19 protein-coding genes are annotated in these 19,481 nt (G+C 64.8%); 9 read left to right on the top strand and 10 right to left on the bottom strand.

The features are described from left to right. Positions 1-32: 32 nt before the first annotated feature. The 8 genes from EDD25_RS17320 to EDD25_RS17285 all read right to left on the bottom strand — a co-directional run bounded on the left by EDD25_RS17320 (position 33) and on the right by EDD25_RS17285 (position 8,139). On the bottom strand, positions 33-1,406 hold the full coding sequence (locus EDD25_RS17320) for a type I glutamate--ammonia ligase (RefSeq protein ID WP_134175824.1): 1,374 nt from the start codon (positions 1,404-1,406) through the stop codon (positions 33-35). Positions 1,407-1,834: 428 nt separating this feature from the next. Then, the gene (locus tag EDD25_RS17315; protein WP_241986607.1) at positions 1,835-3,592 is read right to left on the bottom strand and encodes a hypothetical protein; all 1,758 of its coding nucleotides are present in this window, start codon (positions 3,590-3,592) and stop codon (positions 1,835-1,837) included. Positions 3,593-3,962: 370 nt separating this feature from the next. Next, positions 3,963-4,205, bottom strand: coding sequence for a hypothetical protein (locus EDD25_RS17310; RefSeq protein WP_134175820.1), 243 nt, complete (start codon positions 4,203-4,205; stop codon positions 3,963-3,965). Positions 4,206-4,235: 30 nt separating this feature from the next. Next, positions 4,236-4,859, bottom strand: a complete 624-nt coding sequence (locus EDD25_RS17305) for a helix-turn-helix domain-containing protein (RefSeq protein WP_134175818.1) — start codon at positions 4,857-4,859, stop codon at positions 4,236-4,238. 67 nt (positions 4,860-4,926) lie between these two features. Continuing rightward, positions 4,927-6,048: a M23 family metallopeptidase gene (locus EDD25_RS17300; protein WP_134175816.1), complete on the bottom strand. Its 1,122-nt coding sequence runs from the start codon at positions 6,046-6,048 to the stop codon at positions 4,927-4,929. 2 nt (positions 6,049-6,050) lie between these two features. Further along, positions 6,051-6,566, bottom strand: a complete 516-nt coding sequence (locus EDD25_RS17295; protein ID WP_134175814.1) for a hypothetical protein — start codon at positions 6,564-6,566, stop codon at positions 6,051-6,053. After that, on the bottom strand, positions 6,563-7,852 hold the full coding sequence (locus EDD25_RS17290; RefSeq protein ID WP_134175812.1) for a MinD/ParA family ATP-binding protein: 1,290 nt from the start codon (positions 7,850-7,852) through the stop codon (positions 6,563-6,565). Before EDD25_RS17290 ends, EDD25_RS17295 begins: the two co-directional genes overlap by 4 nt. Further along, positions 7,852-8,139, bottom strand: a complete 288-nt coding sequence (locus EDD25_RS17285; RefSeq protein ID WP_134175810.1) for a helix-turn-helix domain-containing protein — start codon at positions 8,137-8,139, stop codon at positions 7,852-7,854. Before EDD25_RS17285 ends, EDD25_RS17290 begins: the two co-directional genes overlap by 1 nt. 177 nt (positions 8,140-8,316) lie before the next feature. On the opposite strand from EDD25_RS17285, the gene EDD25_RS17280 reads away from it, so the two are divergent. The 8 genes from EDD25_RS17280 to EDD25_RS17245 are packed head-to-tail and all read left to right on the top strand — an operon-like array spanning position 8,317 to position 16,993. After that, positions 8,317-8,940, top strand: coding sequence for a DUF6668 family protein (locus tag EDD25_RS17280; RefSeq protein ID WP_134175808.1), 624 nt, complete (start codon positions 8,317-8,319; stop codon positions 8,938-8,940). A gap of 9 nt (positions 8,941-8,949) precedes the next feature. Beyond that, a complete protein-coding gene (locus EDD25_RS17275; RefSeq protein WP_134175806.1) occupies positions 8,950-9,252 on the top strand; it encodes a hypothetical protein in 303 nt (100 codons plus the stop codon). A 34-nt stretch (positions 9,253-9,286) separates the two neighbouring features. Further along, a complete protein-coding gene (locus tag EDD25_RS17270; protein ID WP_134175804.1) occupies positions 9,287-10,003 on the top strand; it encodes a DUF8175 domain-containg protein in 717 nt (238 codons plus the stop codon). Positions 10,004-10,007: 4 nt separating this feature from the next. Further along, the gene (locus EDD25_RS17265) at positions 10,008-11,615 is read left to right on the top strand and encodes a TrbL/VirB6 family protein (RefSeq protein ID WP_243834565.1); all 1,608 of its coding nucleotides are present in this window, start codon (positions 10,008-10,010) and stop codon (positions 11,613-11,615) included. Between the two features lie 14 nt (positions 11,616-11,629). Then, positions 11,630-13,135 (top strand): SCO6880 family protein, encoded by a 1,506-nt coding sequence (locus tag EDD25_RS17260; RefSeq protein ID WP_175183026.1) that lies wholly within the window; start codon positions 11,630-11,632, stop codon positions 13,133-13,135. After that, positions 13,135-14,763 carry a P-loop NTPase family protein gene (locus tag EDD25_RS17255; RefSeq protein ID WP_134175802.1) on the top strand — a complete coding sequence of 543 codons (1,629 nt, stop codon included), beginning with the start codon at positions 13,135-13,137 and terminating at the stop codon, positions 14,761-14,763. Before EDD25_RS17260 ends, EDD25_RS17255 begins: the two co-directional genes overlap by 1 nt. Continuing rightward, complete coding sequence (locus EDD25_RS17250; protein WP_134175800.1) at positions 14,760-16,586, top strand: type IV secretory system conjugative DNA transfer family protein; 1,827 nt, start codon at positions 14,760-14,762, stop codon at positions 16,584-16,586. The genes EDD25_RS17255 and EDD25_RS17250 overlap by 4 nt, the downstream gene beginning before the upstream one ends. Next, complete coding sequence (locus EDD25_RS17245; RefSeq protein ID WP_198418908.1) at positions 16,583-16,993, top strand: DUF4913 domain-containing protein; 411 nt, start codon at positions 16,583-16,585, stop codon at positions 16,991-16,993. The genes EDD25_RS17250 and EDD25_RS17245 overlap by 4 nt, the downstream gene beginning before the upstream one ends. 155 nt (positions 16,994-17,148) lie before the next feature. Here the strand turns inward: EDD25_RS17245 and EDD25_RS17240 are convergent, their stop codons facing one another. Then, entirely contained in the window at positions 17,149-17,808 is a 660-nt protein-coding gene (locus tag EDD25_RS17240) for an NAD(P)H-dependent oxidoreductase (RefSeq protein ID WP_198418907.1), read from the bottom strand. Between EDD25_RS17240 and EDD25_RS17235 the strand changes: the two genes are divergently transcribed. Then, positions 17,802-18,170, top strand: coding sequence for an ArsR/SmtB family transcription factor (locus tag EDD25_RS17235; RefSeq protein WP_134175798.1), 369 nt, complete (start codon positions 17,802-17,804; stop codon positions 18,168-18,170). The genes EDD25_RS17240 and EDD25_RS17235 overlap by 7 nt on opposite strands. Positions 18,171-18,182: 12 nt before the next feature. Here the strand turns inward: EDD25_RS17235 and EDD25_RS17230 are convergent, their stop codons facing one another. Continuing rightward, positions 18,183-19,412, bottom strand: coding sequence for an MFS transporter (locus EDD25_RS17230; RefSeq protein ID WP_134175796.1), 1,230 nt, complete (start codon positions 19,410-19,412; stop codon positions 18,183-18,185). Between the last annotated feature and the right edge of the window lie 69 nt (positions 19,413-19,481).

Here is a 19,481-nt window from a genome sequence, read left to right as displayed (position 1 = left end):
CACAGAAGCCGAACCCTCCACCCCTTGTTTGATTAGATCGACCAGGCGAACCGGAACTTCTCTGGCAGTTGGTCGGCGTCGGACGACCCGTAATGATCGAGTTCCCAGCGTCGAACTGCGAGCACAACCTGGATGATCTGCGGTCCGAGAATGTGCGTAGCGAGTTCGGAAGCGGCGAGAGCGTCAAGCGTTGCCCCCAGATCGGAGGGAAGCAGCACCGTCGCCGAAGCGAGTTGCTGCTCTTCGGTCTGGTCGGCCGGATTCGTGGTGACCTCCGCGGGAAGCACCATCGATGACCGGATGCCCTCGAGCGCGGCGCCGAGGATGACTGCGGTCGTCAGGTACGGGTTCGACGACGGATCGACAATCTTGACTTCAACGTTGGCGCCTTTCGGATTGCCCCGGGTGGCTTCAAGGAAACGAACCGCCGCCCCGCGATTCTCCCTACCCCAGCAGATATACGCGCCCGAAAAGAGTCGAGGCCGCAACCGCGCCCCCGAGAGGATCGATCCGCCCAGAACACCCTGGATGCCGGGGAGCGCGGCGATCACCCCGGCGATAGAAGACGCTCCATCGGCAGTCATACCGTAGGGTCCGTCGCCACCCGAGAAAAGAGATTCCCCATCGCGGCTGAACGAGTAATGAACATGCGCCGCATTCCCGCCGCCCCCGCTGATCGGAAAGGGCGAGAAAGATACCCGCAAGTCATGTTTGCGCGCCACCCTCCCAGTGATCAGACGGGCCAAAACTACCCCGTCGGCCGCCTGAAGCGGTGTGGCCGGTGGCAGCGAGAACTCAACAGTGGAGGCAAAGAACTTAGCGTGTAGTTGCTCGAGCGGGATTCCGGCGGCGGCAGTGGCGGAGAGCAATTCGGCCAGGAAGGCCTCATGGTCCAGTACCGGACCAAGACCATACGGGGTCCAGCCCGCACGCGGGAGCGGGGTTCCATCCGAGGCAGTGATCGTGAACTCGACCTCATGCCCCACGAGTGCCTCAAGCCCGGCTTCTTCAATGTCGCGTTGGATGCGGCGAAGCCGCCCCCGCGGATCGATGGCCAGCGGTACGCCGTCCTGATCGAAAATCTCCGTAGGAGCCCACGCGAAACCTCCATCGAGGATTCGAAGAGCGTCCAGATCAAGTCTCAGCCTCATATCACCGACGACGCCAACATCGGGTGTGAATGCAATACCGCCGTCAATGCAGAAGACGTTCCACACCGGCGGAGCACCGAGACCAGATGACGCGAACGTCGCCAGTCGATCAACCGGGACGGTCTTGGCCAGGTAAATGCCGGCTGCGTTTGCCAGCGTTCCAGCGATGATGCCCACGCCAGCTTCGGAGAGCCGTTCGGCCACCTCGCCAATCCGGCTGTCACTGAACTCAGGGAGAATAGACTCTGTCACCATACCCACATGCTGGCAGCACTCAGCGGTGTTACGAAATTCACCCAAACACTCGGGCGCGAGTCGTTAACGGTGAGGACGCAGGTTCCTACTAAACCATGTCGAACACGTCCGATTGCGTGCGCGCCCTCGGCCACTAATGCACCTAACCAAGGCTAAAAGCGCTATTCATCTCGGTGCAGGAAACTGGCTCTCCTGACTCTTGCGTGAGATACATCCGGCCGGAGTGGCCGTGACCCCGCAAGGTGGACACCTCAACGAGAGAATGCTCGTCATACGAAGCACGCTCCGGGAATTCACAGCGGACCAGGGGCAAGAGTGACGAAATTTCCCCGCTCACGGAGGTGAAGACCTCTTTCGCGGCGAAGCCGTAGGCGATTCGCTCAGAGGCATAAGCGCTTGCCTCGGTGCACACCCGACAGGGCACACCGTCAGGCGACGCTCGACCACCACAACGAGTCCGGCGCAAGCATCCCATTACCAGCCCAGACGCGTGCTTCCCGGTGATTGGCCCGCCCCACACCGATCCGCGGGTACAACGGCCAACTCCGTTCCCCCGGTGTGCTGTCCGTGATAGCCAGAGTGCGACTGGTGACGTGAAGACGACGCGGTCGTTTACGCGGGACCGTGTGCATCCGGCCCAGCTCCGCCTGCCACCACGCCCACACCTCCCGCTCCAACCGATACCGCTCCGCCCGATCCACCAGGACGCCCGACACGCCCAGCACCCGCGCGGCATGATCCCGCAAATCCCGCTTAGACCGAGCCCACCCCTCAGCGTGCTTGATGATCAACCGGTGATGGCGCAGCCGGCTCAGGACAGTGGTGGTGTGCCGGGTGGTGACCCCCAGGAGGCGAGCAGCCGACACGATAGTGACAGAGGGGTGTGTGCGCAACAGCGCATAGAGGGTCCCCGCGAGGTGGCCGAGGCCGGCCCGCGAGAAGAGGTCATGGCGTTGGTCGACGAGCTGCTCCTCGAGCGCAGCAGCAAGAGCAGCACGCGCGCTAAAGAGTTCAGAGGGGGGGCGGGGGTTATTTAATGGTTGTGACCGGACCGTTCCGTGCCCTGTGGAAAACTCCGTCGTGAGGCGCCATTCGGCGGCATTGCCGTCGGCACTGACCGTCATTCGCCCGATGAGGCCGGCCGTGGCGAGGGCCTTGAGTGCGTCTGCTGCGGTGGTGCGGCCGAGGCCGCCCATCAGGGCCAGGTCACGGATGGACGCGGCCACAGTGCGCTTACCGGTCTGCAGGGTCAAGTACGCCAACGCGGTGAGGATGGTGCGTTGGGACAACGCCGCCTCCGTACGCCCCCACCGACCAGGCGAAGCCTGGAAACGGGTCAGGAGAGCATCGACGGAGCTGACAATGCCGTCCAGCTCGGTCAGGTCGACGGGTTCCCGGGACGCCGGGAGAGGGCGCTGCACGGCCGCGAACTGCTGCGCTTTCGCCCACTGACGCTCCAAGCGCTCCTGCGCCTCACGGGCGTTCCGGAGCCGGCGACCACCACGGCCGGTGTTCTTCGTGCGGTAGTGCTCCATCCCGGGTACGGTCTTCACCGCGTGCTCCACATCACGCAGCTGCCACCCGGCATTCGCCGCAGCCAACAAGCACATGAACCCTGTCCAGCTGGGGTTCGCGCCGCCATCGATGGTGGCCATGTGGGCGGTGCCCGCGGCACTGAGTGGACGATGCGCCTTGTGGCGCACGTCGACCGGGCCGGACGGGGCGGTGTCCTGAGCGCGCAGCGCCGGCGCGTTCTCGTCGAGTAACACGGTCAGGGCCGCGAGGTCGGCCGTGGTTGTGGAGGGCACTGTGAGGGCGTCCACGCTGCCGCGCAGCACAATAGAGCTGCTGCCATCCCGGTGCGGGGACAGCGGCGGCCGCGCGGCGCCCTGAGCGACGTTGAGCATCATGCCATGGTCCAAGGTGCGAAAGTTCGCCCGAGCGGCACGCGCCAGCGTCGCCACGCTTGCCGCTGACGCACCGCCCCGAATGGCCAACCAGATGTGGCGGCCACCGGTGCCGGAGGACTGACAGACCACGTGAGCAATAGCGAGCTGAGCGAGCATGCCGGAGAGCGCGTCACAGTCGTCGACAGCGCGTTCCATCAGGTCGGCGTCGACGCCGTGCTTGTCTTTGCCGTCGAAGTCGAAGCACAGGACACGGAAAACACCCGCGTCATCAGCCAAACGGATACACCACGGCGTCGTCGGCGAGGTCGGACCGACACTGTAAAAACTCGGGTAGCTGTTCTCATCCAGACGCCCATAGGCATCCCGTTTCATCACCCGCACCTGGCCCCGAGGACTCAGCCGGCGCGTCAATTCCCACGAGGTCCACGGATCGGGCGACACGCCGGAAAAAGGTTCCGAAGCAAAAACAGCGTCATAAACGTGCAAATCGGTTACTATGGGGTCACCTCCTCTTGTGAGTGGGTACACAAAAGCCCCGGCCTAAGAACCGGAACTTTTGAATAGCTCGAACCTCGTGCCGGGAAGCTAAGAGGGTTTGAGCTACGAAACTTAGATGGCCCGTCGCATACGCGGCGGGTTATTTCGTTTAAGCCACGTCTGCGATGGGCAGCTCCTGCGAGGCGTCGGGGGAGAGGCGCGGGAGAGCGCCGTTCTGCGCAGCTAGTCGGCTGAGTAGAAGTTCTACGTACAACGACTCTGAGAGCCCGGAGTCCTTGGCTGCGACCTGAGTCGCGGTCTTTAGCACCTTGGGGAGCCACCACCGCGCCATGCCAAGGTCGTCGCGGTCCGCGATGCGCGGCCGCCTCTGAACACCCCTAGTCGTTGCCATGTGCCAATGGTGGCAGTCAAGTGTGCACATTTAACGCTTTTGCTCCGGTGTGTCGGGCGAATTGCTCTCGTCGACGTTCTGATTGCTCGTCTCTCGGAGTAGTTGGCGCAGCTGGGTTTTGTGAATGATCCAGCGATTGCCGGCGTTGTAAGCGGGTATCTCGCCACTGCGGAGCCAAATGTAGATGGTCTGCTTCGCCTTCCCGAACAGGACCATGAGGTCTTGGTAGCTCAACTCGTCCGGGTAGGCGGCGAGCACGTCAACGGCGGCCGGCGGGCCGGGAGGTGCCTGGTTGCTGGTGGATTCAAGCCACGCGCGGACCTCATCTTTGAAGATGATCCAGGACCCTACGACGAGGTGACCCGGAATGAGGCCACTGGTGAGGCGTCGGAACATGGCGGGTTTGCCCACCCGCAGGATTTTCGCCAGGTCAGCGGTCGTCAATGTGGCCGGGTACAAGTCCCAATATTCATCGTCCATCATGGATGGTGTCGTTTCATGCGTATTCCGGTTCAGATCAGCGGGAAAAAGGTCAACCGGCCAAGTGGGGTCGTCCATGGTGGCGTTACCAGTAACGTTCGGGCCGTGTTCAGCATTATCCCAGCCTGACAGTCCCGGCTGGCGCGAATCGCTGTTCGGCGGGCGAGTCGTCATCGGATCCCCACGTGCGGGGAGTCTCCGGCACGGTCGGTGACCGTCCCACAGGGACGCTGTGCGGCACTCACTCGTATTGCCTTGCGCAGCTCTCGGCGGCGCACAACTCCATGCCGAACAGGGCGAAGTAGTCCTCCGGGTTCACGAACCCGGCCGCCGATGCGGGAGCATCCAAGGCCTCGGCACGGGGCAAACCGTTCACGGCCGCATTCACACTGCCCGCGGTGTTGATCCGCAGGTCAAGGTGGCATCCGGTCGAGGGCCCTTCACTGCCGACGAGGGCGATCGGTTGCCCGGCCGTGATCGTGTCTCCGACGCTGACCGACACGTCGGAGAGCTTCATGTGCAAGTAGGAGACGGTGTAGCCATCGGATGATTTGATGGAGACCTGATACCCGGCAATAAGCGTCACGGTGCCGCCCGTGATCGCGTAGATCTGGTCGCCGCACGGGTTCGGGTAGTGCTGCAGGTCGACGGCGGGGTGCCACGTGCTCGCACCCGCTATGGGCTGGACACGGGGACCGAAGTTGCCGGTCATGTTGAAGCCCGGGCTGAGCGGGAATGCGGCACCCCCGCTGGCACAGCCACCTCCGGTGGCGCTGTCGCCGGCGAGGGTGGTGACGATCTGGTCGGCGGGTCCGAAGAAGCCTGCGTAGTGGAAGGGGTCAGCGTTGCCTTGAACGCGGTGGATAGCGATCGTCGGTTCCAACTCCTGCCAGCCGTCAACGCCGACCAAGCGTTCGTAGAACGCTGTCGAGGCGTGGGTGGGGTCCATGACTTCTGCCTGTGTTCCCCAGGTCCCGAGGCACCATTGTTGCTGGAACAGTCCTTGGGAGCAGGTGGGGGTGCCGTCCGGGTTGGTGACGCCGCGGATATCGTCGCCGTAGCCCATGTTTACCAGCGAGCTTTCCCCCATCGCCGTCATCACACCCAGGACCTGCGCGGAACGATCAAGGCCCAAAGCACTGGCCGCATTCATGATTTCGGCAGCGTTTTTCAGCTGCTCGCCGGAATACCCCGCCACCGGTCCAGCCGGAACGTCGTCAGGATTGATCGTGCCGGCCGCCCCCGCACACGCGGCGGCCGCCGTGCCCGAAAAGAGCAGGATGATGGCCAGGAATGTCCCGGTAACCAGTGCGACCGGCACACCAATAAGAATCAGTGCGCCCGTGCCTTTCTTCTCCGCCACCGTCACCCCTGAGCGGGTCGGATTTGTTCGGCCAGCCACACGGCCGACGCGTCGGTGCGGCTAAGACTCACGTTGTAAATTCCGGCATCGGTGGGTACTTGCACGATCAGGGCGACGTCGGTGGAGCCGTCCACGACCCGGCCGGGGCCGGTGACACGACGCACGGGAATCTGCGCGGGGTCGGTGCCCTCATAGGCGCGTGCACCCCGTTGGGTGAGGAGCGGATACATGTTGTTGATCCACGTCGACGCATCGAGGGTGGGCTGCGCGAACGTTGTAACCGTTTTCTCCGCGGCGGTGATGGCCGCCGCCTGGCCGTCCGGGCCGGCTTCGGGGATCGGCGCGACCGTTGCCTCATCGGTCAGGCTGCCAGCCTCGCTGGTGTGCGACGGCGAGGGCGCGGACGTGCGTGTTGTTGCCGGGTTGCTGGTCGGTGCGGCGGGCGCCGTTTGGGCGGTGCACCCCGTCAGGGCGAGCACCACGGCGAGGTGCACCACGGCGAATGCTCTGCGGTTCATAAGCCCTGCGCCACGGCCGCCGCCGCAGCGAGCCACGCGCGACGCGTGGCCGGTGCGAGTGCGTCGTGGCGGAGCTTGCCGCCGTGCATGGCCGCGTCGAACGGGATCGACACGGCGCTGCGGGCCAACGGACCAAAACCGTCGGCGATCTGCTGGGCCGCGGCGAGACTGCCCGTTTTCTCCGACTGGGAGACGATGACGACGGCGCCCTGGGCGAGAGCGGCTGAGCGTTCGTCGCGCTGGGCCAGCGCCTCGAGCAGCAGCGCCCCGGCCTCGGCATGCTCGCCCAGCGCCGTGGTGGCGATGACGAGCTGGTCGGTGTGATCGATCATGCGCAGCCACCGTTCCGCCGACTCGTCGTTGCCGCTGTCGATGAAGATCAGCCGGAAGTACTTCGCCGCCACGGAATGCAGCGCGTCAAAATCTGCCGTGGTGAGGCGCTGCGCGGCGGCGAGGACAGTCGGGTTGGACCGCAGCACATCATATTTGTCGCCGGTCTGGTGGTGCACGTAGCGGGCGAGGTCTGACGATTGAGCTCCCGGCGACAACAAATGCTCGGTGCGAGGCAGGAGAGTTTGCGCGACCGCGTCGTGCGGGCCTTGCTCTGTTCTCCACCCGAGCGTTCCCCGCGTCTCGTTGTTGTCCCACGCCAGCACGCCCGCCCCGCCGTTGCGGGCGAAAATCGCCGACAGCATCGCCGTGGTCGGGGTCTTGTTGGCGCCGCCTTTGCCATTGACAATCGCGATAGTGCGCGGGCCCGGCCAATGCTGGCTCACCGCCTGAACATCGGCGCGCTCAGCGAGTTCTTCGGCAGAGGCCGCGACCTGGATGCCGACCTTGGCCAGAAATCCGCGCCACCCTGTCGTTGCAGCGAGCGGGCCGGCGTCCGGAGCCAGGAACGACGCACGCACCTCGCGGCGCGTCAGGGGTTCCACCGCCCCGGACTGCGCGGGCACAACGCCTACGAATGCCGGTGCCGGAACATCGGTCACCGTGGCGGCCGGTGTCGGGTGCACCGACGCCGCGGTGAGATCCGAGAGGATCTCGATCTGACCGTCCGGATATACCGCGAGCAGCTGTTCTCCGCGCGAATCCTGCGTGCTCAGGCGAACCGGCCGCCCCATTTCGGTGGCCGTCGCACGGACAATCGCCAAGACTTCCGTGCGGACGCCCTGTTCGTCGTCTCCGGTCACGGATTGGACGAGGCCATTGATCACGACGGTGCCCGTCGCGTCGGCAGCGACAGTGGCCTCAATCTTCGGAAACGCCGGAACAGTGTCGATCATCAAGAATCTCTTTCATCGTGCAGGGAACTGAACGTCGAGTCGTCGTCGCAGTGAATGGCGTTGTGGTGGATGACCAGGTAGCGGTGTAGCTGATCGCGGGCGATACGCCAGCTCTTCCCGATCTTCACGCCCGGAAGCCGGGTACTCACATCCACCGTGGTGAGTAGGCCGCGAACGTTTCGCGGCTCCATGTTCAAGACCCGTGAAACGTCGCTGACGCTGAGCATGTCCCCATACCGGCGCAGCATGGAAGCCGGCCACGGCGGCATAACGGTTATCTCGTCCATCACTTGATCGTAACTGACACCACCGTCACAAAAGCGCACAAAAGTATCCTTAGGCTCTTTATAGGTAAGATGTATACGAACGAGGTTGGACCCTCCTCTGGGGGATGGACAGCCCAGTTAGGGGATGACGCCTGCCCAGCAAAGAATGGCTAGGCACGTCAGTAAGGGGACAACCATTTGAGCAGCACTGCAAACCCGTGGCTTATCAGCCCGGACTTACCAACGAACACAGAAATAAATTCAGCACCCACAGGGACGAAGCAGGGCCGCAGAATCGGCGCCACCGCCCCACAACCCGGAATTGCCCTGCCCGACACCATCGACCGTCTACCCCAACGTCACACATCAGCCACAGCGACACTCTGGTGGCTGGGCGTCCACGGCGGCGCTGGCGAATCCTCCCTCGCGGCCATTGCCGCCGGAACCCGCGCGGCAAGTCACGCCTGGCCTATCCCCGACAGCATCGGCACGACACACCGCGTCGTCCTGGTCGCGCGGACGAACTATTCCGGCCTGATCGCCGCGCAGCGTGCGGCCACAGAATGGGCCGCGAACACCCTCGCAGACGGCATCGAGCTTCACGGTCTTGCCCTGATCGCCGACGCGCCCGGCCGCCGTCCCAAAGAATTACGTCACATCGAGCAGGTCATCGCCGGCGGCGTACCGCAGGTGTGGAACCTGCCCTGGGTCAACGCGTGGCGCCTCGGCCCCGCCACAGCCAACGCCCCGCTTCCCAAAGAGTTCCAGCAACTTTTCACTGACCTCTCCCTGCCGCTTCCACACCTCCCTCACCACAACTGAAAGCCGAATATGTCTCTCTCCCTCGCCACCGCCCACCTGTTCACCGCCGCCGGACAGGTGCTTGCCGAACTCCCCGACCCGGAACCACTGGCACCTCCCGGGTTCGAGGCCGTGAGCACGATCCTGGCGTGGGCCAAATGGGTTGGCCTGATCGCCGCGATCCTGTCCCTGATCGCCGTGGCCGTCATGTTCATGTTCAACTCCCGCCGCGGCGAAGGCGGCGAACACGTCAAAACCTTCGTCGGGATCCTCGCCGGAGTCATGATCATCGGCGCCGCCACCGCGCTCGTCGGCTTCATCTCCGGCTCCTAGGCCTCCAACACCTCCGCTGACGAAGGAATGACGCATGACCAACACTGAGCCACGAAACCCGTTCACGAAACGGGGATTCATCGCCGCCGCAATCGTCGTCGGCGTCATCCTCCTCGCCGCACTCATCGTCCTCGTAACATCACTCACCCGCCCCTCAACCAACGACGCGACCCCGACCGGGACACCGTCACCAACGGCAGCACCCACAGAGAATGCTGACGACGCGAGTGTGTGCGGCCTGCCAGGGTTTGATATCGAAAACACCCTGACCGCAACCCTCGACACGAAGTGGGAACTGGTCGGAACGATTGCAGCCCCCACGGACTCCACGGGCGCCGGCCCCGGGACGATCGATAACGAGTTCCGCAGCTGCTACGCACACACCGCGAAGGGTGCACTCTATATGGCGGCAAACTTCATCGCGATGGGTACCGACTCAACGTTTGGACCACGTATGACAGAACTCGTCGCGCCCGGTCCTGGCCGGGATGCGGCCGCCGAAAAATCCAACACGTCTACGTCGTCGCCTCGAGCACAGCTGGCCGGGTTCAAGATTGGTTCCTATTCAGCCGAAGAATCGATGGTCGATCTGGTGCTCAACTACTCGGATGGCAGCCTGGTGAGCATCCCGCTGAAGCTCGTGTGGACGGAGGGTGATTGGAAGGTTCAGCTGACAGACGCGGGCGAACCTCCGCTCGCCCCGGCTCAGCTTGAAAACCTCGGCGGCTACACGCCCTGGTCGGGGGCGTGATCGTGTGGCTGGTCCGCTGATCACCGCCGCAGAGGACTGCGGTTGGAACTTCGTTTGCCAAGGCCAAGCCGCAGTCGGCGACGTCGTTTCGAAGGCGTCGAATGATGCGGTTCAACAGCTGACGAACGACGTCATGGAAGGCTTTGGCAAGGTCGTCGCGAGTATGGGCACGATGTGGGTGTCCGTCCCCACACCCGTCTTATCGGCTGGCACGGGCACCACCGAGGAGATCTCGACCCCTCCGGGGGCTGACGCGTTCTCCACGATCCTGGGCTACGTAACCTTCATCGGACTCACCCTCGCTGTTCTTTCGATCATCGCCCTTGGTGCGTTGATCGCCCTGCGAAGCCGGCGCGGTGAAGGATTTCGCCATGTGGGCACGCTCGGGATCATTTTCATAGCTGTCCTGCTGATCTCCGGAGCGTCCGCTCTTGTCGGTGGGCTCCTAAGGGCGGCAGCTCCCGACGGGTCGTCATCGACGGTCGGTTTCTTACAGAACTCACTCTGGTACTACGTGGGCGGCCTGGCCATCCTCTCCGTGATCATCGGCGGTATTCGTATGGCGTGGGAGCAACGCGCGCAGCCAGGGAAAGATTTGATTCAGTCCCTCATCACGCTCATCGTGGTGTCCGGGACGGGCCTTGCCGTGATCACACTCGCCGTCACGGCCGCCGATGCGTTCTCGGTGTGGATTCTCGAGCACGCGACGGACTGCGACGTCTCGGCGGCCGGAGACTCGTCGTGCTTCGGGACGAACCTAGGCAGCATGCTCGCACTCACGACCACGGTGTCTCCGGGTGTCGGAGTGATCGGCACTCTCATTCTGGGCTTGATCGCTCTCCTCATGTCCTACGTGCAGATCGCTCTCATGGTCGTGCGCGGCGGGCTACTGGTGATCCTGGCCGGTGTGTTGCCGTTGACGGCGAGCTTCACGAACACGGGCATGGGTAAGCAGTGGTTTGGGAAGGTGATCGGATGGACGATTGCGTTCATTCTCTACAAGCCCGCGGCTGCGCTGATCTACGCGGCCGCGTTCAGCCTCATCGGCACCGACGCGTTCAACGGTGATGGCGGCGGTATCTGGTCGATCATGACCGGCCTGGCCTTGATGCTCATGGCGTTGATCGCGCTGCCCGCGTTGTTGCGTTTCGTGGCACCGATGACCGGCCAAGTGTCGGGCGGCGGAGCGGCGGGAATGGCTCTCGCAGGCGCTGCGGGCGGCGCGGCGGGTGATATGGCGAGTGGCGCGGTGAAGCGTCTGAGCAGTTCCGGCTCATCGCCGTCGGGTGGTGGGGGTGGGGGCGGTAGCGCGTCGACCGCCGCGCCCAGCGGCGCGGCGTCGACGGGGGGCCCGGGAACTCAGAAGGCCGGCAAAGCGGCGACAGCAAGCGCACCCTCCGGAGCTACGGCCGCCGGTGGCAGCGCAGCCTCAGGCAGCGCCGCAGCCGGTAGTGCCACAGCTGGTGGTGCAGCGGCAGCCGGTGGTGCCGCATCGGCTGGTCCTGCTGCGCCGATTGCCATGGGCGTAAAGGTGGCTGGCGATGCCGCGAAAGCGGCGAAAGGCGCGGCGCAGGCCGCCGTCGACGATTCAACCGGGCCTAGCGGTTCCTAAGTAGGAGGTTTCTCATGACCACAACAACAGAGAGCGTCCCGCGCAGCTACGGGAACTGGACCAAACCCAAAACAGCCGGCCTCCTCGGCCTCAGCGCCATCGGAACCGCCGTCTTATTCGTCGGTGCCGGATTCAGCGTCATCATCACCATGACCTCGAACATTCTCAACGGCATCGTGACCGCTGCCGTATTCGGCGTGTTCCTCCTGGCGGTCGCCGTCAAAGACAAGCACGGCCAGAGCGTTCTCCTGCGCGGCGCCACCCGGCTGGGATGGATGAGCACGAAAGCGAAGGGCACACACATTTACCGGTCGGGGCCGCTCGGCCGTGCCGAGTGGGGAACCGCTCAATTGCCCGGCCTCGCCGCCGCCTCACGCCTCACCGAATGGCGCGACAGCTACAACCGCCCCTTTGCGCTCTTGCAGATCCCCTACACATCCGACTACACCGTCGTCATCGCCACAGAACCCGACGGCGCGGCGCTCGTCGACCGGGAACAAGTCGACGCGTGGGTCGCAGAGTGGGGCATGTGGCTGGCCGGCCTGGGCGATGAGCCCGGCATCACCGCGGTATCGGTGACGATTGAAACAGCGCCGGACACGGGCACGCGGCTGCGCCGCGAAGTCACCAGCCGCATCGACCCGGACGCCCCCGAATTTGCCAAGAACCTGTTGCACGAAATCATCGCGCAATACCCGGCCGGGTCCGCAACGATCAAGGCCTACGTCGCCATCACGTTCAACGCCGCCGCCCGCCCGGGCGGGAAGAAGCGCACCCCGGACGAGATGGGCCGGGAATTGGCGGCGCGTCTGCCGGGCCTGACCCAGAGCCTGTCCGCGACCGGCGCCGGGGCCACACGCCCCCTGAGCGCGCAAGAGTTGTGCGAGGTGATCCGTGTTGCCTACGACCCGGCTGCCGCACGCCTCATCGACGAAGCGAACGCGGCAGGCGAACCGCCGGAACTGTATTGGCCGGAGGTCGGCCCGACCGCGCACCAGGGGAACTGGGACAGCTACCGCCACGACTCGGCCGTCTCCGTGACGTGGATGATGAGTGGTGCCCCGCGCGGCAATATCCCCTCGAACGTGTTGGCACGCCTGCTCGCCCCCCACCCGGACATTGCCCGCAAGCGCATCACCTTGCTATATCGGCCGATTGACGCGGCGAAAGCGGCCGCGATCGTCGAAGCCGACGTCCGCGCGGCAAGTTTCAACCTGTCCGCCTCCGACAAGCCCACGGCACGCAACATGACCGCCACCCGGGCCGCGTTCGCCACCGCCCAGGAAGAAGCCTCCGGCGCGGGCCTGGTGAACTTCGGCATGCTGGTCACCGCCACGGTCATCGACGCCGACCATGAAGCCGACGCCACCGCCGCCATCGACAACCTCTCCGCGACGGCCCGGTTGCGCCTACGGATTGTCCACGGGTCCCAGGACTCCGCGTTCGCGGCGGCGCTCCCGCTGGGCCTGGTACTGCCCAAGCACCTGCGCGTTCCGGCTGAAGTTCGGGAGCAGCTGTAATGCCCGCCCTCGATCCCGGCCAGAATCGTGCCGCCAAAGCGCAGCGCCGCGAGCTGCCCAAGCCGGCAGGGAAGAAACGTCCAGAGCAGGAACGAACCGGCGGCCGCCCGGCGGTCCGCCGTCCGGGGCCTCGGGGCTGGTTGGGTCGTAGTCGCGGCGAGGCGAGCGTCATCCAGCCCGCCGATGAATGGCGTGGCACCACCGTTCAGGTGTGCGGGTTGCACCCGTTCTCCGTCGGGACGGGAACCCCGATGATCGGTGTCCCCCTCGGATTGCAGCTGTTCACCGGCGCCACCGTCTGCGCGGACCCCATTTCGTGGTTCCAGGACGCCGGACTCATCTCCAACCCGTCGGTGTTCGTGCTCGGCCTGCCGGGCCTAGGAAAATCCACGCTGATCCGGCGCATGGCGGCCGGCGGCGCCGGGATGGGGAATCTACCCCTGATCCTCGGGGACCTCAAGCCCGACTATGTCGACATGATCCGTGCCCTCGGCGGACAAGTCATCACCCTCGGCCGTGGCCGCGGCCACCTGAACATCCTCGACCCCGGAGAAGCCACCGCCGCCGCCGAACGGCTCCGCCTCGCCGGCAAAGAAAAGGAACGCCAGCACGTTCTCGCTGACGCTCACGGACGCCGCCACACGATGGTCGCAGCCCTCCTCACCATCCTCCGCAAGGAACCACCCACCGACCGGGAAGAATCCATCATCGACCGGGCCCTGACCGTCCTCGACGAACGCAGCGAGGGTGTCCCCGTCCTCGGCGACCTGCTGCGCATCATCCAGGAAGCACCCGACGAAGTCCGCGCGGTAGCCCTCGACCGGGGCGACGACACCCGCTACAAGCAGATCACCGAGAACTTGGAAGCATCCTTGATCAGCCTCACCTCCGGCGGTCGCCTGGGCGAGACGTTCGCCCACCCCACCGACGTGCCGATGATGCGCGACCGCCCCGTGGTCTATGACGTGTCCTCCATCGACGACTCCGACACCGACATGCAAGCCGCGATCCTGCTCGCGTGCTGGTCGGCGGGCTTTGGCATGGTCAACATCAACAACGCCCTCGCCGACGCCGGGCTCGAGCCACGCCGGCACTACCTCGTCGTCCTCGACGAACTCTGGCGGGCCCTCCGCGCCGGACGCGGCATGGTCGACCGCGTCGACGCCCTCACCCGCCTGAACCGGCAACGCGGCGTCGGACTCGCCATGATTTCCCACACCATGAGCGACCTCCTCGCCCTCCCCACCGAATCAGAACGCATGAAAGCGCGCGGCTTCGTCGAACGCAGCGGAATGGTCATCGCCGGCGGCCTCCCGGCGGCCGAAATGCCCATGCTCACCAGCGCCGTCCCCCTCTCCCGCGCCGAACAAGACCTCCTCACCTCCTGGCAAGACCCCGGCGCCTGGGACACCGGTGCGGGGCATGAGGCAGAGCCTCCCGGCCGCGGCAAATTCCTCATCAAAGTCGGCGGCCACCCGGGCATCCCCGTCAAGGTCGAGCTGATTGAATCGGAACGACCCATCAACGACACCAACAAACTCTGGCACCAAGCCGATGCCTCCCCAGATTCGGACACGGTAACCCCGCTCAATGGTCTCGACGATGTCGACGTGGAGGGTGCAGCGTGAGTGCATCGAACAGACGCAACCAGAACAGCCTCGACGGGCAGACCGTCCTGCTCATCGTCACCGTCGCGCTCGTCGCTGTGGCGCTCGGCACGGTGTGGCTGGCCGTGACATGGGGCTCACATCTGGACGAAGTAAACCCTGACCTGACCGGAGACTCCTTCGGGCTCTTCTTCGGCGTACTGAAAGGGACCGTGATCTGGCCGGAATCCGCGACGTGGATCCTCGTAGCCACACTCGCCATCGTGGTCCTGTCGGGCGTCCTCGTGGCCGTAGCGGTAGCGCGGGCCAGGCGCCGCCGCAGCAACGTCGACGGCGCTGCCATACACATGGGCAAGGGCCGGGACCTCCGCGCCCTGTCCGTCACCGGGGCCAAGGCAACCGCCCAACGCCTCGGCGTGACCAACTGGCTCGGCGTCCCGATCGGGATCACCGTCGCCGGCCGCCAGAAGCTCTACGGTTCCCCCGAAGATATGCACGTCGACATCTGGGGACCCCGCACCGGAAAGAGCACCAGCCGGGCCATCCCAGCCATTCTCTCTGCCCCGGGCGCCGTCCTCACCACCTCGAACAAGCGTGACGTCCTCGACGCCACACGCGACGTGCGCGCTGCCAATGGCGGCCGCGTGTGGGCTTTCGACCCGCAACGCATCGCCCTGGAAGAACCCACCTGGTGGTGGAACCCCTTGAGTTACGTCACCGACGATGTGAAGGCCGCCAAGCTCGCCGAACACTTCGCCACCGGCTCTCGCGCCGGCGACGCTCGCGCCGACCCGTATTTCGACAACGCCGGCCAAGACCTCTTGGCCGGCTTCCTCCTGGCCGCCGCGGTCGCCGGACTGCCGATCACGAAGGTCTTCACCTGGACGACCACGCCCGGCGATGAGGCTCCCGTCGACATTCTGCGCGCGCACGGCTACGACCAGATGGCCGACGCCGTCGACGGCCAAGTCAACGGCGAACCACGCCGCCGCGACAGCGTCTACGGCACAGCCGCACAGATGGCATCCTGCTTGAAAGTACGCGCCATCGGACAGTGGGTGACGCCCCTCGGCGGCAACGCCCACATGGATCCCCGCCCTCAGTTCGATCCACACGCGTTCGTGCGCAGCACCGACACCCTCTACAGCCTCTCCAAAGAAGGCAAGGGAACCGCCGGGCCCCTGGTCACCGCACTTACAGCGGCGACCGTCGAAGCGGCCGAAGACCTCGCCACCACGCAGCCCGGCGGGCGCCTGGCCGTTCCACTGTTGGGTGTTCTCGACGAAGCCGCGAACGTGTGCCGCTGGCACGGCCTCCCCGACCTCTACTCGCACTACGGATCACGAGGAATCGTGCTCATGACCATCCTGCAATCCTGGTCACAGGGCGTTGAAGTCTGGGGCCGCGACGGGATGCGCAAACTCTGGTCCGCGTCCAACATCGCCGTGTACGGCGGCGGTGTCAAAGAACCCGAGTTCCTGAACGAGCTGTCCCAGATGGTCGGCGACTACGACAAACACACCACCTCCACCAGCGTGGGTCGGGGCAACCGGTCCACCTCTCACCAAGTGCAACGCGAGCGCACCCTGGACGTCGCCGACCTCGGCGCGCTACCCCGCGGCCGCGCCGTCGTATTCGCCTCCGGAGCCCCCGCCACCCTCATCGAAACCATTCCGTGGATGCGAGGCCCCCACGCCGACGCAGTACGCGCGTCCATCGCAGCCCACGACCCGGCCAGCACGCCGGCCTTGAGGCCCGTACCGAGTGCCCCGGCCGAAACCTCACCAATGGGCGGAGCCCAACCGTGGCTGAACGCCGCACCACGAACGAAGGACCAGCTGTGACCGAATTCGACGACCTACGCGAAGAGGACAACGAGGAAACGGAAGAAACCGAGACACCGCAGCTGTTCTACGGCTCGTCCGACGAGTTCGTGCGCGACCGGTTGCGGCACATGTACTCGCGCCGTGTCGGACCCGGCAACGCCAGTTTCCGGTGGTCGGCGACGTGGTGGCAGAACCCGGAAGCCCTCGCCCGTATTGACGCCTTATGGCGTGCGTGGGAACACCTCAGACTCGACGGAGCCACCGGGTCAAGCACCTGGTGGATCGAACACGCCGACCACCACATGCCCATCCTGCTCAGCACAGAAGGCCCCTTCGCCAAATCTGAGGACTCGAACAAGCCTGGTGAACCGTTGCCCTACATGGCTCCACCGGAAGGGCTATTTTCCGATATGAGAGTTACCTGAACTGAGACCTGATGGTCGATCAGCCGCTGTTCCAGCAATGGGCAGTGGACCAAAATCCGGAGGCCAGACAACCTGAATTTCTAAGATTTCTTGCGACACGAACGAGGCTGCCAGGGGAGGGGGCCAGAGCCCTCGAGCACACTCCGGTAGAAGCGCTACATCCGAGCCGCATCGACTCGCGCGGCAGCCCCGACCTCGACGCGGGCCAAATCGGACCCAAACAATCTCGACGCAACGTGTTCTAGGTACCGTGCGCAATTTCCCGCGAGGTTCTCGGCGGTGACATGGCCGACCCCGTTGAGAAAGAACCCCGGCAGGTAAGCCATGCCGAGGCGCCGGGCAGTCACTTCGAACGGGCTGGTCAGTTCGTCCATCGTGCGGCCATACGGGCCAAGCGACTGATAGTCGGCCTCGGCGGACCAGGTCGACACGGCGATGCCGAGTTCTTTGTGCGCCAGTGCCGTGCCGCCGGGGCCATACGCCCAGCCACGCTCGAGCACGTCGTCAAGCCACTGTTTGAGCAGCGGCGGGCAGTTATACCACTGAAATGGAAACTGCAAAATGATGCGATCGTGCTCGAGCAGTAAACGCTGTTCCCGTGCCACGTCGATACGGCCATCGGGGTAGGCGTCGTAGAGCAAGTGCACCGTGACCGCGGCCTGTTTGCGCAGTACCGCGGTCCAGGCCGCGTTGATCCGGGACGTTGCGAGGTTAGGGTGAGCCACAATGACGAGAACGCGCATCGAGAATCCTCTCATTAGATCAACTGATAGTTCGAGTTTTATCGAACTGATGGTAAACTGCGGCCATGTCACTTGTGTCACCCACATTCCCTGCAGATGCCTTCCGCGAGCCCGATTTTCTGCCCGAGCCCCTCCCCGAGCCGGCGGCCGCGTCGATCCGGTTGGAGTCTGTCTTTGGCGCCCTCGCCGAACCGCTTCGATTGACGATCATTCAGCGTCTACTGCTGGAGTCTGAGTCCTTTGATCACGCCTGTGGTTGGTTTGGTTTCGATCGGCCCAAGTCCTCGCTCACCCACCACTTCAAGGCGCTGCGCGCCGCTGGACTCATTCGCCAGCGCCAATACGGGCTCGAGCGTCGCAGCCGCGTTCGCACCGACGATCTCAACGCCCGGTTTCCCGGTCTGCTCGAGCTCGTGGCCACCTGGACTCTCTGAACCACTCGCACGTTAGTCGCGCTCGAGCCGGCGGTGGACGAAGACCAGAGCGGTCGCACCGGCCGCGACCAGAACGATCGCGAAAACGGATGCCCCGCGGGCGAGACCGATGGCATCCACGAGAAAGCCGGTCGCGACCGGGATCACCCCGGCCGGAATGTACCCGCCGATGTTGAGCACGGAGTTCGCCTCGGCCCGCAAATGTCCTGGAACGTGCGCGCCGATCAGGGTGAGTCCGCCGAGTTGGCCGAGCCCCTGCCCGGCGCCCGCCAGCAACGCGGCAGCGATCAGAAACCCCGACAGTGAGGCGTTCACGGCCACGGCCAGTGAAAACATCGAGGCGATAGTGGCGACGCTGCCCAGGATGAAGATTGTGCGCACCTGCAGTCGACCGACGGCAAACTGAACACCGGTCGCGGCCAGGAACATGGCACAGGCCATGCCCCCAGCAATCAGCGGGCTCGTGAGGTGCAGCAACGTTGACAGCAGCGAGGGACCGAGCGAGAGGACGAACGACGTTGCGGTGATTCCCGGGGCGAACACGGCGATGCCGAGGGCCACATGCATCCGGTATTCGCGCGGAACCCCCGGGAGCCGCCAGGTGCGCCGCCCCGGGGCCGCTTCGCTGGCTCGCACGTGGTGCTGCTTGAGGGGCAGCACAATGGCCACACCAAGGGCGGCAGCCAAAATGACCAGCTCGGTCAGAAAGAGCGGCACGATCGGTGCAGCCAGAACCTGCGCAAACAGCCCGCCGAGCAGCGGACCGAGACCGGCGCCGAGCACCATGGCCACCGAGGCGGCCAGCGATGCCTGACGCCTGCGCGTGGACCCACCCACGTCGACCACAGCGGCGATTCCGGCAGAGACGATGACGCCGACCGAAATCCCAGTCAGAAACCGCGCAATGACCAGGATCGTGACGGAGTCGGCGACAGCGAACAGCACGGACGCCACAATCGCTAGGGCGAGGCCGGGGATGATGACCGGTTTGCGTCCGAACCGATCGGCCAGTTGGCCAGCTACCAGCAGGGTCAACAGCAATCCGGCAATGTACGCGGCGAAGATCAGCGTCAGGATACCGTCTGAGAATCCGAGCTGAGCCTGCCACCGCACGTAAAGGGGCGTCGGTGAATTCGACAGCGCAAAGACCGCGGTGACGAGGGATGCGGACAACAGCATCTGCAGGTGCGGCCGGTTGCCTGCGCGCGCGGGAGCAGGTGATTCTTTCTGGATGATGCTCATGAGGGCCTCAGATCCGTAGTACGAGTTTTATCGAACTTAGCATACTGCGATAAAAGTCGAACTTGTACG

This window comes from Cryobacterium psychrophilum (assembly GCF_004365915.1).
GTDB classification, from domain to species: domain Bacteria; phylum Actinomycetota; class Actinomycetes; order Actinomycetales; family Microbacteriaceae; genus Cryobacterium; species Cryobacterium psychrophilum.
This window is presented reverse-complemented; position numbering and strand designations above follow the sequence as displayed.

Excerpts from the sequence above, each read along its gene's own strand:
- EDD25_RS17320 (WP_134175824.1), bottom strand. The coding sequence starts at position 1,406 with ATGGTGACAGAGTCTATTCTCCCTGAGTTCAGTGACAGCCGGATTGGC.
- EDD25_RS17310 (WP_134175820.1), bottom strand. The coding sequence starts at position 4,205 with ATGGCAACGACTAGGGGTGTTCAGAGGCGGCCGCGCATCGCGGACCGC.
- EDD25_RS17305 (WP_134175818.1), bottom strand. The coding sequence starts at position 4,859 with ATGACGACTCGCCCGCCGAACAGCGATTCGCGCCAGCCGGGACTGTCA.
- EDD25_RS17295 (WP_134175814.1), bottom strand. The coding sequence starts at position 6,566 with ATGAACCGCAGAGCATTCGCCGTGGTGCACCTCGCCGTGGTGCTCGCC.
- EDD25_RS17290 (WP_134175812.1), bottom strand. The coding sequence starts at position 7,852 with ATGATCGACACTGTTCCGGCGTTTCCGAAGATTGAGGCCACTGTCGCT.
- EDD25_RS17285 (WP_134175810.1), bottom strand. The coding sequence starts at position 8,139 with ATGGACGAGATAACCGTTATGCCGCCGTGGCCGGCTTCCATGCTGCGC.
- EDD25_RS17275 (WP_134175806.1), top strand. The coding sequence starts at position 8,950 with ATGTCTCTCTCCCTCGCCACCGCCCACCTGTTCACCGCCGCCGGACAG.
- EDD25_RS17270 (WP_134175804.1), top strand. The coding sequence starts at position 9,287 with ATGACCAACACTGAGCCACGAAACCCGTTCACGAAACGGGGATTCATC.
- EDD25_RS17260 (WP_175183026.1), top strand. The coding sequence starts at position 11,630 with ATGACCACAACAACAGAGAGCGTCCCGCGCAGCTACGGGAACTGGACC.
- EDD25_RS17255 (WP_134175802.1), top strand. The coding sequence starts at position 13,135 with ATGCCCGCCCTCGATCCCGGCCAGAATCGTGCCGCCAAAGCGCAGCGC.
- EDD25_RS17235 (WP_134175798.1), top strand. The coding sequence starts at position 17,802 with ATGTCACTTGTGTCACCCACATTCCCTGCAGATGCCTTCCGCGAGCCC.
- EDD25_RS17230 (WP_134175796.1), bottom strand. The coding sequence starts at position 19,412 with ATGAGCATCATCCAGAAAGAATCACCTGCTCCCGCGCGCGCAGGCAAC.